Origin of the sequence: Pseudomonas fluorescens (assembly GCF_902497875.1) — a bacterium.
GTDB classification, from domain to species: domain Bacteria; phylum Pseudomonadota; class Gammaproteobacteria; order Pseudomonadales; family Pseudomonadaceae; genus Aquipseudomonas; species Aquipseudomonas fluorescens_BR.
Genome location: NZ_CABVHY010000012.1, coordinates 34,809 through 47,509 on the forward strand (window position 1 = coordinate 34,809; position 12,701 = coordinate 47,509).

The 12,701-nt window shown below is 62.4% G+C and carries 10 protein-coding genes; 6 read left to right on the forward strand and 4 right to left on the reverse strand.

The window, feature by feature from the left end:
* Positions 1-62 precede the first annotated feature (62 nt).
* From purD to F8N85_RS13660, 3 genes are all read left to right on the forward strand, one after another.
* Complete coding sequence (purD, locus tag F8N85_RS13650) at positions 63-1,358, forward strand: phosphoribosylamine--glycine ligase (protein WP_150804128.1); 1,296 nt, start codon at positions 63-65, stop codon at positions 1,356-1,358.
* Positions 1,359-1,457: 99 nt separating this feature from the next.
* Positions 1,458-4,235, forward strand: coding sequence for a hybrid sensor histidine kinase/response regulator (locus F8N85_RS13655; protein WP_150804129.1), 2,778 nt, complete (start codon positions 1,458-1,460; stop codon positions 4,233-4,235).
* A 63-nt stretch (positions 4,236-4,298) separates the two neighbouring features.
* Positions 4,299-4,895: a MarC family protein gene (locus F8N85_RS13660; RefSeq protein ID WP_150804130.1), complete on the forward strand. Its 597-nt coding sequence runs from the start codon at positions 4,299-4,301 to the stop codon at positions 4,893-4,895.
* A gap of 24 nt (positions 4,896-4,919) precedes the next feature.
* Here F8N85_RS13660 and cobJ read toward each other — a convergent pair whose 3' ends face one another.
* The 4 genes from cobJ to cobG are packed head-to-tail and all read right to left on the reverse strand — an operon-like array spanning position 4,920 to position 9,277.
* The gene (gene cobJ, locus F8N85_RS13665; RefSeq protein WP_150804131.1) at positions 4,920-6,620 is read right to left on the reverse strand and encodes a precorrin-3B C(17)-methyltransferase; all 1,701 of its coding nucleotides are present in this window, start codon (positions 6,618-6,620) and stop codon (positions 4,920-4,922) included.
* Positions 6,620-7,351 (reverse strand): precorrin-2 C(20)-methyltransferase, encoded by a 732-nt coding sequence (locus F8N85_RS13670; RefSeq protein ID WP_150804255.1) that lies wholly within the window; start codon positions 7,349-7,351, stop codon positions 6,620-6,622. The genes cobJ and F8N85_RS13670 overlap by 1 nt, the downstream gene beginning before the upstream one ends.
* Complete coding sequence (locus F8N85_RS13675) at positions 7,351-7,977, reverse strand: precorrin-8X methylmutase (protein ID WP_150804132.1); 627 nt, start codon at positions 7,975-7,977, stop codon at positions 7,351-7,353. Before F8N85_RS13675 ends, F8N85_RS13670 begins: the two co-directional genes overlap by 1 nt.
* A complete protein-coding gene (gene cobG / locus F8N85_RS13680) occupies positions 7,970-9,277 on the reverse strand; it encodes a precorrin-3B synthase (RefSeq protein WP_150804133.1) in 1,308 nt (435 codons plus the stop codon). The genes F8N85_RS13675 and cobG overlap by 8 nt, the downstream gene beginning before the upstream one ends.
* Positions 9,278-9,407: 130 nt before the next feature.
* On the opposite strand from cobG, the gene cbiE reads away from it, so the two are divergent.
* Genes cbiE through F8N85_RS13695 form a run of 3 tightly spaced genes read left to right on the forward strand, consistent with a single transcriptional unit; the run spans position 9,408 to position 12,440 of the window.
* Positions 9,408-10,619, forward strand: coding sequence for a precorrin-6y C5,15-methyltransferase (decarboxylating) subunit CbiE (gene cbiE, locus F8N85_RS13685; RefSeq protein ID WP_150804134.1), 1,212 nt, complete (start codon positions 9,408-9,410; stop codon positions 10,617-10,619).
* Positions 10,612-11,709 (forward strand): cobalt-precorrin-5B (C(1))-methyltransferase, encoded by a 1,098-nt coding sequence (locus F8N85_RS13690; RefSeq protein ID WP_150804135.1) that lies wholly within the window; start codon positions 10,612-10,614, stop codon positions 11,707-11,709. The genes cbiE and F8N85_RS13690 overlap by 8 nt, the downstream gene beginning before the upstream one ends.
* The gene (locus F8N85_RS13695) at positions 11,706-12,440 is read left to right on the forward strand and encodes a cobalt-precorrin-6A reductase (protein ID WP_150804136.1); all 735 of its coding nucleotides are present in this window, start codon (positions 11,706-11,708) and stop codon (positions 12,438-12,440) included. The genes F8N85_RS13690 and F8N85_RS13695 overlap by 4 nt, the downstream gene beginning before the upstream one ends.
* Positions 12,441-12,701 lie beyond the last annotated feature (261 nt).

Consider the following 12,701-nt stretch of genomic DNA (forward strand, 5'->3'; position numbering starts at 1 on the left):
CGGCAGCTCCTACGGTGGCATGCAGCGCTTCCCACAGAATTAGCGTCATCGAGGTTTTTGAAATGAATGTTTTGATCATTGGCAGCGGTGGCCGTGAACACGCCCTGGCCTGGAAAGTGGCTCAGGATCCGCGTGTGGTAAAGGTATTCGTTGCTCCGGGCAACGCCGGCACCGCCATTGAAGCCAAGTGCGAGAACGTCGCTATCGACGTGCTGGCCCTTGAGCAGCTGGCTGATTTCGCCGAGAAAAACGTTTCCCTGACCATCGTCGGTCCGGAAGTACCACTGGTGGCCGGCGTAGTCGATCTGTTCCGCTCCCGCGGCCTGGATTGCTTCGGCCCGACCTCCGGCGCCGCCCAGCTGGAAGGCTCCAAGGCGTTCACCAAGGACTTCCTGGCTCGCCACAAGATCCCGACCGCCGACTACCAGAACTTCACCGAGGTTGAGCCGGCCTTGGCTTACTTGCGTGAAAAAGGCGCACCGATCGTGATCAAGGCCGACGGCCTGGCCGCCGGTAAAGGCGTGATCGTCGCCATGACCCTCGCCGAAGCAGAAGACGCCGTGCGGGACATGCTCGCCGGCAATGCGTTCGGCGAAGCCGGTTCCCGGGTGGTGATCGAGGAGTTCCTCGATGGCGAAGAAGCCAGCTTCATCGTCATGGTCGATGGCAAGAATGTTCTGCCAATGGCCACCAGCCAGGACCACAAACGCGTCGGCGACGGCGACACGGGTCCGAACACGGGCGGCATGGGTGCCTACTCCCCTGCCCCGGTGGTCACCGCCGAGGTGCATCAGCGCGTGATGGATCTGGTGATCTGGCCGACGGTGCGCGGCATGGCCGAGGAAGGCAACGTCTACACCGGTTTCCTCTACGCGGGTCTGATGATCGACAAGGCTGGCAATCCGAAAGTCATCGAGTTCAACTGCCGCTTTGGCGACCCGGAAACCCAACCGGTGATGCTGCGTCTGCAGTCGAGCCTGGTGTTGCTGATCGAGGCTGCGCTGGCCCAGGCACTGGACAAGGTCGAAGCACAATGGGATCCACGCCCAAGCGTCGGTATCGTGCTGGCAGCCGGCGGCTATCCTGGTGATTACGCCAAGGGCGTGGCCATTGAAGGTCTGGATGCCGCGGCCGCGCTGGAAGGCAAAGTCTTTCACGCTGGCACCGCACTGCAAGACGGTCAGGTAGTGACCGCTGGCGGCCGAGTGCTCTGCGCCACCGCTCTGGGCCAAAGTGTCGATGCGGCTCAACAGCAGGCTTACAAATTGGCAGCTAAAATCGATTGGCAAGGCTGCTTCTACCGCAAGGACATTGGCTACCGTGCCATTGCCCGCGAGCGTGGCGAAAATCAGGAATAGGCTATCCGTTCGGCCAGGCAGGGGTCTCAGACCCTTGCCGTGCTATTCCAGCCCCGCGCATAGTTACAATCTGGCATCAACCTACGAAGGGATTTCGCCGTGCGCTGGCTCAGGATTGCCATAGGTTTTACCGTCAGCCTGCTGACTCTGCTCTGCTTGCTACCGGCCCAGGCCGCGCAAGGCAGTGGCTGGGCAGTATTGCTTGACGAAACGGCTGACCTGCAATTGAGCGACATCCGCTCTGCCCGCTTCACCAATCAATTCAGCCCGGTCGAACTGAACCAGCTGACCGCTGCCGAACCCGGTGGCGCTTTATGGCTGCGCTTCAAACTCCAGCCGGGCAAACACGAGCAACTGCTGCGCATTTTCGCACCAGATCTGGCTCAACTGAATCTGTACGTGCTCGACGACGACAAGCTGATCGAGCAATTGAACACCGGCACCGATCAACCACAAACCCAGAGGCCCTTGCCAAGCAGCGACTTCATGCTGGCGCTGCCGCAAAGTCAAAACGCCCTTGAGGTGTATGTGCGGCTGGTGTCCGAGCACCAGCTACGGCCTTATATCACCTTGCAATCGGCGGTCATGACCGCGGCAGATCAGGGCCAGACATTGATTTATGGCCTGCTGTTCGGCTGTCTGGCGATGCTGATCCTGCATAATCTGACACGCTACGCCTACACCCGCTCCAGAAGCTGCATCTGGCTGGCCGCCTGTGAAGGCCTGTTGCTGCTCAGCCTGCTCCTGCTGCTGAATCTGCCTGGCCCCTGGCTGCCGGACTGGTACACCATACAAACGCCTGGCGCCTATGTGGCCTTGTTGCTGACCGCCCCCTGCGGCCTGATGTTCGCCTACCGATTCTTCGCCCCACTCGGCCCCCATCCGCTGAACCGGTTGCTGCTCGGCGATATCCTGCTGACCACCTTGTGCAGCCTGTTGCTGCTGTTTGTCGACACCCTGCCGCTGAATATCATCACCTACGCGCTGGTGGCGCTCGCCGGCCTGAGCATGCTATTCGTCAGCGCTTACCACTGGCAGAAAGGTTATCGCCCGGCTCGACTGTTCGTCGCGGCCATGGTGATCTTCAACGCCGGCACCCTGATCATCTTGCCAGCGCTTCTGGGACTGACCCTGGTGGCACCGCAAGGCCTGATCATGACGCTGCTCGGGTTCATCTGCCTCAGCGGCCTGTTGATGAGTATCGCCCTGGGCGAGCGTCAACGCAGCATCACTGAAGACCGTTTCAGCGTCAGCCGCGACCTGGCAGCCAGCAACGCCGAGATCAACGCCAAGGCCGAGTTCCTGGCGAAAATCAGCCACGAGATCCGCACCCCGATGAATGGTGTGCTGGGCATGACCGAGCTGCTGCTGGGCACCCCCTTGTCGGTCAAACAACGGGACTACGTACAGACCATCCACAGCGCCGGCAATGAACTGCTGACCTTGATCAACGAGATTCTTGACATCTCCAAGCTCGAGTCCGGGCAAATCGAGCTGGACGATGTGCAGTTCGACCTCAACGCGCTGATCGAAGACTGCCTGAGTATTTTCCGGGCCAAGGCCGAGCAGCAGAATGTCGAACTGATCAGTTTTATTCAGCCGCAAGTCCCGCGGGTGGTCAGCGGCGACCCAACACGCCTGCGCCAGACATTGCTGAGCCTGCTGGAAAACGCCCTGAAGAAAACCGCCGAAGGCGAAATCCTGATCGTCGTCGCCCTCGACGAACGCAGCGCCAAACCGCGGCTACGCATCGCGGTCCAGGACAGCGGTGTACCGATGGAGGCCAGCGAACGCGATGCCTTGCTGCACGCCGAACTGCACAGCAAGAACTTCCTCTCGGCGACGCGCCTGGGTGGCAACCTCGGGCTGGTCATCGCCCGCCAACTGATCCTGCTGATGCACGGTGAATTCGGTATCAAAAGCGGCAACAACAGTGGCAGCACCCTGTGGCTGACCTTGCCGCTGGATCCGGAACGCCTGGAGCATCCGACCTCCGACCTCGATGGCCCGCTGCAAGGAGCTCGAGTGTTGGTGGTGGATGACAACGACACGTGCCGCAAAGTCCTGGTGCAGCAATGCAGCGCCTGGGGTCTGAACGTCAGTGCCGTACCTTCCGGCAAGGAAGCGCTGGCCCTGCTGCGGACCAAGGCGCACCTGCGCGACTACTTCGACGTGGTACTGCTCGACCAGAACATGCCTGGCATGACCGGCATGCAACTGGCGGCAAAGATCAAGGAAGACCCGAGCCTGAACCACGACATCCTGCTGATCATGCTTACCGGCATCAGCAACGCGCCGAGCAAGGTCATTGCGCGCAACTCGGGGATCAAGCGCATCCTGGCCAAACCGGTTGCCGGCTATACCCTCAAGACCACCCTGGCTGACGAGCTGACCCGACGCAACAAAGGCCTGGTCGTGCCCCACCACGTGCCGTCAGGCATACCTGTACCGATCAAGGTACCCAGCGATTTCCGCATCCTTGTCGCCGAAGACAACAGCATCTCGACCAAAGTGATTCGCGGCATGCTTGGCAAGCTCAACCTGCAGCCGGACACTGCCAGCAACGGCGAGGAAGCGCTGCAGGCGATGAAAGCCCAACGTTACGATCTGGTGCTGATGGATTGTGAAATGCCAATCCTCGATGGTTTTTCCGCTACCCAGCAACTACGCGCCTGGGAGGTCGGCAACCAGCGTGTGCGCACTCCGGTGGTCGCACTCACCGCGCACATCCTGACCGAGCACAAGGAACGCGCGCGTCAGGCCGGCATGGACGGGCATATGGCCAAACCGGTCGAGCTATCGCAACTGCGCGAGTTGATCGAACATTGGGTGACTCAACGGGACTTGCAGAATCAGCTGGCTGTTCAAATTTCCTGAGCCGACAGACTGCGCAACGCCTGATAGACTCCCCATCGCCCTCCTTGGTTGCGAGCCCCCACCATGCTCCACGTGCTGTTCAGCGTTTACCTGAAGATGCTGGTGCTCTATAGCCCGTTCTTCGTTCTGTCCTGCTTCATCAGCCTGACTCGCGGCTATTCCAGCAAGGAACGTCGCCGCCTGGCCTGGAAAGTCGCGCTCGCGACCCTGGTCTCCAGCGTCTTGCTGTATCTGTTCGGACGAGTGATTTTCAGCGTGTTCGGCATCACCGTGGACGCCTTCCGCATCGGTGCCGGGAGCGTGCTGTTCATCTCGGCGCTGGGCATGGCTCAAGGCAAGCTGGCGGTGCAGACCGATAACGTACAGCAAGACGTGACCATCGTCCCGCTGACCATCCCCCTGACCGTTGGCCCCGGCACTATCGGCGCCCTTTTGGTCATGGGCGTCAGCCAGCCGCACTGGGACGACAAACTCACCGCCATCCTCAGCATCGCCCTGGCCAGCCTTACCGTCGGAGTGGTGCTCTATCTGTCGCACCGTATCGAACGCATTCTTGGCGATCAGGGTCTGCAGATTGTCAGCCGGTTGATGGGGTTGTTCGTCTGTGCACTGGCGGCGCAAATCATCTTTACCGGGATCAGAGGGTATCTGGTGCCGTAGAACTCTCGGCACCGGAACCCTGATTTACGGTTTTTCCCCATACCACCTTGGCGTGTAGACCCACTCGCCACCCTCTGCCCGCGGGAACACGCAGGTAGTGGACGAGCCGATCAGCACCATGGTGCGCATGTCCACTTGCTCGGGGGACAGCTCGCCAAGGGTGGTGACTCGCAATGTCTGACCCGGCCGCCCAATATCACGCCCCAACACCACGGGCGTTGCACCCGTGCGATGTTGCGCGACGATTTCCAGGGCTCGCCCCAACTGCCACGGACGCGATCGGGAAATCGGGTTGTAGAACGCCAGGGCCAAATCGGCTTGCGAAGCCAGGTCCAGACGCTTCTCGATGATGTCCCAAGGCTTGAGGTTGTCCGACAGTGACAGCACGCAAAAATCGTGGCCCAACGGTGCACCGGCCTGAGCGGCGGTGGCCAGAGAGGCAGAAACGCCCGGGAGGATTTCAAGGTCGATGTTGTGCCAGCTCGGCTCAGTCGATTCGTGCAACGCTTCGAGTACCGCTGCGGCCATGGCGAACACGCCAGGATCACCGGACGACACGACAACCACCGAGCGCCCTTGGGCGGCCAGTTCGAAGGCATGCCGGGCGCGTTGCATTTCTTCGCGGTTGTCGGTGCAGTGCAGCACCTGATCCGCGCGAAATGGCCCGGCCATGCGCACATAGGTTTCATAACCGAGCACATCATTGGCCTTGGCCAACTCGGCTTTCACCGCCGGCACCATCAGTTCGGCAGCCCCAGGGCCGAGGCCGATTACCGCGAGGCGACCACGAGGGCGACCGATCTGCGAAGGATCGAGCGGTTGATGGGCGACGCTGATGGCAATGCCATCGCCCACACACAGGGGCGGCAACAATTGTGGCACCGCACGTTGCGCCAGCTCGCTGACAGTGTCGGCAGCGGCCGCGAAACGCAGCGGGACACCCAACGCCTGCGCGGCTTCACGCAACCGAGGGCTGGCCATTTCCGTGTCGGCAGCCAACAGGCACGCGATGGATTGAACGGCAATCCTGGCTTCGTGCAAGGCCGCGCGAATCGCTGACGCAAGGTCCGTCACACTGGCACTCACCGCCACCAACACGCTGCGCGGATAGATCAGCAGTTCATTGGCCGCAGGTGTACGCTCGGCACAGCCAACATGAATCGCCAGCCGCGCTTGTTGATCTTCCGGCAACTGTGCCTGAGCCAGCCAGGGGGCTGCGCCTTCGATACGCACGCTTTCGCCGGCGAGCAAGTCCGAAACGAAGCGCTTGCCCAGCTCCAGATCGCCCAAGGCATAGCCACTGGGTGGATTGAGCAGGCAGGTACCGAAGCGCAGTTCTCCGCTGGTGGTGATGGCGGGCGCGACGCCCAATCCGGCGGCAATTTCTCGTGCAAGGATGTTCACCCCACCCAACCCACCGAGCAGCGGTACCACCGCACTGCCATCTTCAGCGACAACCAGTACCGGTGGCTCGACGCCTTTCTCCAGCAACAACGGCGCCAAAGTGCGGATCACGATTCCTGCAGCGCACAGGGCGATGATCGGCGTGTCCTGCTGATAGAGCTGGCGCAGGGTCGCGCCGAACTCGTGATAGGTCCGGTCGGCGCCTTCGACCCGTTCGGCCAGGCCGTGGATCAATGCGTCCGGGTACAGCTGCTGGATCTTGCGCGCAGTGGCGAGGCTGCCATTGCCCAGAATGACAATGGCCGGGGCAGAACGAGTCATCAACCTTGCCACCTTTCACCGGGAACAATGATCAGCGAGAAGTACGGCGAGGACATCGGTTCGACCTGATCCAGCGGCACGATCTTCTGGTTGGCCATGGTTGCGCGTTCGACATACAGCGCCCGCTCCGCCAGCCCGAGTTCTTCCAGGACCTGACGAACCTTGGGGAAGTTGCGCCCCAGCTTCATGATGACCGCGGCGTCAGCATCGGCCAGCCGGCGCTTGAGGTCTGCGGCAGGCAACACACCGGACAACACCGACAGGCTCTGATTGCGATACACCAGCGGCGCCCCCAGCACCGAAGCGCCGCCGAGCATCGAGCACACGCCCGGCACCACTTCGGCTTCGTAGCGTTCGGCCAGGCGGTCATGCAGGTACATATAGGAGCCGTAGAAGAACGGGTCACCTTCGCAGATCACCGCCACGTCGCGACCGGCATTCAGATGCGTGGCGATTTCCTCGCCGGCGGCATCGTAGAAGTCGCTGATGACTTGCTCGTAAGACAAGGGTGCCGGCAACGTCTCGGTGGTCACTGGGTAGACCAGCGGCAGCAAGGTTTGTGCGTCCTGCAGATGGGCTTCGATGATACCGAAGGCATTGCCCTTCTTGCCCTTGGCGACGAAGTACGCCACCACTGGCGATTCGCGCAGCAAGCGCAGGGCTTTGACGGTAATCAGTTCCGGGTCACCCGGACCAACACCGAGGCCGATCAAACGTCCAGGTTGCTGCATCATTCGATCTCCGTGGCCAGTGCGTTGACGGCGGCGGCGGCCATGGCGCTACCGCCCAGCCGGCCGTGCATGATGACAAAGGGCACGCCACGGCTGTCGGCGGCGAGCATCGCCTTGGATTCGGCGGCTCCGACGAAGCCCACCGGGAAACCAAGGATCAGCGCCGGTTTCGGTGCCCCGGCGTCGAGCATTTCCAACAGATAGAACAGCGCGGTCGGCGCGTTGCCGATCACCACCACACTGCCTTCCAGATGCGGCCGCCACAGCTCCAGCGCGGCGGCCGAGCGAGTGTTACCCAGCTCCCGTGCCAGGTCCGGCACACTCTCATCGCGCAGGGTGCAGATCACCTGATTGTTGGCGGGCAAGCGCGCGCGGGTCACGCCCTCGGAGACCATTCGCGCATCGCAGAGAATCGGCGCACCCGCAGCCAGCGCATCGCGCCCGGCCTTGCCGGCGCCGGGGGAGAATTGCAGCCCGTCGATCGCGTCGACCATGCCGCAGGCGTGGATGACTCGTACCGCGAGTTTTTCCAGGTCGGCCGGGATGCGATCCAGGCGGGCCTCGGCGCGAATGATCGCGAACGAGTTGCGATAGATCTCCTGACCGTCGCGGATGTAATCAAGCATCAAGGTGGCTCCGTGGGCGGGCGTCAAGCAATGCGCCAACCGCTTCAATTGTGAGGTGACGCGCGTGCAGAGCACCGAAACCCGGCAGTTCTGCATCGCGAAAATAGAGGTCATAAAGACCGGGGGCAACGGCCAGCAAGGTGACAGGCGCACAGTGTGCGGCGGCGCAGGATCGCTGACAGCCCGACAGATGCACACTCAGGGCATTGCCCTGGCGTTGCAGCAGCGCGGCCAGTTGCCGGGCGTCACCCTTGGTCTCGGCCAGGCCTTTGCCGCAGCCGCTTGAGCCGGTGCAGGCAATCAACTGCGCCAGGGCCTGATCCGGCGAACACAGCAAGCCCAGGTGTTGCAGGCAGTGCGTCACGTCCGGCGCATCTTGCGGGCGAATAGTGGGCAGCAACAGACTTTGCCAAGGGGTAAAGCGCAGGCTGCCATCACCGAATTCACTGGCCAGTTGCGCGGCACCGCGCAGCATCACCGGATCGAGACGACCCAGAGGGGGAACGGCGCCGACATAGACTCGATCGCTTTCACGCTGTGGATAAGTCCCGATATGCAGCTGCCTGGGTGAGTGCGACCGCTGCCAACCGGTGATGGCGACTAAAGGCACGCGCTTGCTCAGTGACCGCAAAAAGTTATCCACCGGCAGTTCTGCCAGCAGATGGCGCATGCGTGTCTGGTCAGGACGGGCGAGTTCAAGGAACAATTCCAGCACCGCGACCACCAGCGCATGCCCTTCGGCCAGCGGCACGGCGGCCAGTGGCGGGTCGGTCGGACAGCCGGCCAGACCGAAGGCCAGCAGCAACTCACCGCCCGATTCAAGCGCCGACAACCACAGGTCATGGGGATGTTCGAGCATCGCCAGCGCCTCGCCGCCATCCAGTTGCACGGCGAATTTGGCCGACAGGTCGTGGAAGCGTTGGTGATTTTGCAGAGTGCCGAGGATCTGCCCGGCGAGCGGTCGGGTGTCGATCAGCAGGTGCCGGTCGATCCCGGCGCTTGGGCTGAGCATCAGATTGCGTACATCGTCACCGGCCGCAGTGCTCGGACCGAGTCCGGCGGCGAACAGGCTGTCGATCAGCGCCGACTGTTCGCTGCCAATCCCGCGAATCTGCAGGTTGGCGCGGTTGGTCGCCTCGATCACCCCACCGGCGTAACGCTCGGCCGCATCGGCTACTGCGCAGGCTTGCGCCGCGCTGATCGAGCCGCCGGCCAGTTTGATCCGACAGATACCGCCGTCCAGTGCAGGGACGATACGCAGTAACCCCGGACAGGCCGAGGGGCGTAAAGCAGCGGACATCTGACGTTCGTTCAAAGGGGCACCGGCTCGGAGGTAGAAGCGCTTCGCGGGCGAAGGCGCGGTATTATGCCTGCTTTGTCCGAAGGCATGAAAAGCCTGCCCGTCGGAACGCATGGTTTAAGGAATATAGATGGCGCCCTGGCTGACTGTAGTAGGCATCGGTGAAGACGGCTTCAGCGGTCTGGGCAAGAACGCCCGACGCGCGCTGCTGGGCGCTGCACGGATTTTTGGCGGCCAGCGGCAACTCGATTTGTTGCCGGTGTGCATCCGCGGTGAGCGACAATTGTGGCCCAGCCCGTTCTCCCTGGAACCGCTGCTGGCGCAACGTGGTGAACCGGTGTGCGTGCTGGCCAGTGGCGATCCGATGTGGTTTGGCGTCGGCGCCAGCCTGGCGCGACGGGTGGCGAGCGATGAGATGCAGGTGTTGTCGGCACCGTCCTCTTATTCGCTGGCGGCGGCTCGATTGGGCTGGCCGCTGCAAGAGGTGCTGACGCTGTCCGTGGTCGCTCGGCCTGTGGCGGCCTTGAGTGCGCAATTGTTCAGCGGAGTTCGTTTGCTGGTGCTGAGCAACGATGGCCAGAGTCCCGGCGCCATCGCCGCGCTGTTGCGTGAACGGCGTTTCGGTCCGAGCCGACTGACGGTGCTGGAGCATGTGGGCGGCGCCGCGGAACGACGCGTCGAGGGCACTGCCAGCGACTGGAGCGAGCCGAGCTTCGCCGATCTGAATCTTGTGGCCATCGAGTGCATCGCCGAACCCGATGCTCCGCGTTTATCGCGACTTGCCGGGCTGCCGGATTCGGCGTTCAAACACGACGGCCAACTGACCAAGCGTGACGTGCGCGCCATCACCCTCGCCCGCCTCGCCCCGGTGCCCGGCGAGTTACTCTGGGACGTCGGCGCCGGCAGCGGCTCGATCGGTATCGAGTGGATGCGCGCCCACCCCAGCTGTCGCGCCCTGGCCATCGAGGCCGATGCCGGTCGCCAGCAACTGATCGAACACAATCGCGATGCCCTCGGCGTACCCGGTTTGCAGTTGATACGCGGTAGCGCTCCGCAAGCGCTGGCCGGCCTGGAACGACCGGATGCGATCTTCATTGGCGGCGGTGTCACCCGCGAGGGGGTGCTCGACACCTGCTGGGAGCAACTCCAGCCCGGTGGCCGACTGGTGGCCAATGCCGTCACCCTGCAAAGCGAAATGACCTTGATCGCCTGGCGCGAACAGCACGGCGGTGAACTGACCCGCGTACATATCGCGCAGGCGCAACCCTTGGGGGACTTTGATACCTGGCGCCAGGCATTGCCGATTACCTTGCTGGAAGTGACGAAGCCCTTCGATGCGTGACGAAACCGCCGAACAACCCGCGCCCCTGCGCAGCGGCCTGACCACTGGCAGCTGCGCCACCGCTACCAGCCTCGCCGCCGCCCGCTTGTTACTCAGTGGCATCAGCCACGATGCGGTGCACATCGTCCTGCCCAAAGGCAAGCAAGTACAGATGCGCCTGGAGTTTTGCCGCCTCGCCGAGGGAGGGGCCGAAGCCGGGACGATCAAGGATGCCGGCGACGATCCGGACGTCACTCATGGCGCGCTACTGTATTCCCATGTGCGTCTGAATCCCGAGCCGGGCATACGTTTCAATGCCGGCTTTGGTGTTGGCACGGTCACTCGACCGGGTCTGGTGCTGGGCGTTGGTGAACCGGCGATCAACCCGGTGCCGCGCAAAATGATCAGCGATCACCTGCTGCAACTGGCGCAAGAGCGCAATTACGACGGCGGCTTCGAGGTCACGGTCAATGTCGAGGGTGGCGAAGCCCTGGCACTGAAAACCATGAACCCACGGCTGGGCATTCTCGGTGGGCTGTCGATTCTCGGCACCAGCGGCATTGTCCGGCCGTTCTCCTGTGCGGCGTATATCGCCTCGATCCACCAGGGCATCGACGTTGCCAAGACCAACGGCTACCTGCACATCGCCGCCTGCACCGGCAATGCCAGCGAAGACACCATGCGCCGCGTCTACGACCTGCCGGAAATCGCCCTGATCGAGATGGGCGACTTCGTCGGTGCGGTACTCAAGCACCTGCGCAAAGTGCCGGTGGATAAACTCAGCATTTGTGGCGGCTTCGGCAAGATCAGCAAACTCGCCGCCGGACACATGGATTTGCACAGCCGCCATTCGAGCATCGACCTACCGCAATTGGCGCAGTGGGCCGCGGACGTCGGTGCGGATGACGTCTTGCAGCACAACATCACGCAGGCCAATACCAGCCAACAAGCCTTGGCCATGGCCAGCGCCGCCGGAATTGCCCTCGGTGATGCGGTGTGCCAGCACGCCCTGGACTTTGCCCGCAGCGTGGTACCGACGCAGGTTCAGGTCGAGGTGTTTGCCATCGATCGTCAGGGTGGCATCGTCGGCCACGCGGGAGCTTTTCAATGAAACGTTTGTTACTGCTCGGTGGCGTGACTGAAGCCCTGGCGATTGCCCGCACCCTGGGCCCGCAGCATATCTACAGCCTGGCTGGCATCGGCCGAGTGCCATCGGATTTGACCTGTGAGGTCCGGGTCGGCGGTTATGGCGGTGCAGAGGGCCTGGCGCAGTTCATCCAGGACCAAGGCATCAATTTACTGTTGGACGCCACCCACCCCTACGCCGCGCAAATCAGCCAGAACGCCGCGACTGCCGCGCAATTGAGCGGCATCCCCTGCTGGGCGTTGCGGCGCCCGGCATGGCAGGCGCAGGCGGGTGATGACTGGCGGGAAGTCAGCGACTGGGCCGAACTGGTTGAAGCGCTCAAGCCCTTCCAACGCCCACTGTTCACCCTGGGTCGCGAGCCGCTGCAGCATCTGGGTGAAATCCCCGACGGGCAGTTCTGGACCTTGCGCGCGCTCGATCAGTATCCCGGCAATGAGCGCTGCGAAGTCATCGGCGCCCGTGGACCGTTTCTGCTGACCGATGAACGTGAGCTGTTTGAACGGCGGCAGATTGATGTGCTGATCAGCAAAAACAGCGGCAGCACCGCCACCGAGCCCAAGCTGGAAGTGGCGCGGGAACGTGGGGTGCCGGTGTTGATATTGAAACGGCCGGAGTTGGTGTTGGTTGAGCGGGAGTTTGGGGCGGTGGCCAATACGCTCGAGGCGCTGACGCAGCAAGGTTATCTACTACCCTGATAAGCTTCTGCGCAGCAGCAATCATTGCGAGTGCTGCGCACTCGATCGCAGGCAAGCCAGCTCCCACATTGGACCGCGTCGACCAACGAAACTGTGTCAAACACAAACTCCTGTGGGAACGGCGCGGCGATCCAATTTGCGCGCGAAGACTGCCTTGCAAGCAATGCAAAGCTTGAATCTTGCACAACAGGCAGACTTTACAGACAGCCTTATCCGAAATGGCCGACGTGTTAAGCCAGAAACCCTAGCCCATTATTTCTG

Excerpts from the sequence above, each read along its gene's own strand:
- purD (WP_150804128.1), top strand. The coding sequence starts at position 63 with ATGAATGTTTTGATCATTGGCAGCGGTGGCCGTGAACACGCCCTGGCC.
- F8N85_RS13660 (WP_150804130.1), top strand. The coding sequence starts at position 4,299 with ATGCTCCACGTGCTGTTCAGCGTTTACCTGAAGATGCTGGTGCTCTAT.
- cobJ (WP_150804131.1), bottom strand. The coding sequence starts at position 6,620 with ATGACTCGTTCTGCCCCGGCCATTGTCATTCTGGGCAATGGCAGCCTC.
- F8N85_RS13670 (WP_150804255.1), bottom strand. The coding sequence starts at position 7,351 with ATGCAGCAACCTGGACGTTTGATCGGCCTCGGTGTTGGTCCGGGTGAC.
- F8N85_RS13675 (WP_150804132.1), bottom strand. The coding sequence starts at position 7,977 with ATGCTTGATTACATCCGCGACGGTCAGGAGATCTATCGCAACTCGTTC.
- cobG (WP_150804133.1), bottom strand. The coding sequence starts at position 9,277 with ATGTCCGCTGCTTTACGCCCCTCGGCCTGTCCGGGGTTACTGCGTATC.
- cbiE (WP_150804134.1), top strand. The coding sequence starts at position 9,408 with ATGGCGCCCTGGCTGACTGTAGTAGGCATCGGTGAAGACGGCTTCAGC.
- F8N85_RS13690 (WP_150804135.1), top strand. The coding sequence starts at position 10,612 with ATGCGTGACGAAACCGCCGAACAACCCGCGCCCCTGCGCAGCGGCCTG.
- F8N85_RS13695 (WP_150804136.1), top strand. The coding sequence starts at position 11,706 with ATGAAACGTTTGTTACTGCTCGGTGGCGTGACTGAAGCCCTGGCGATT.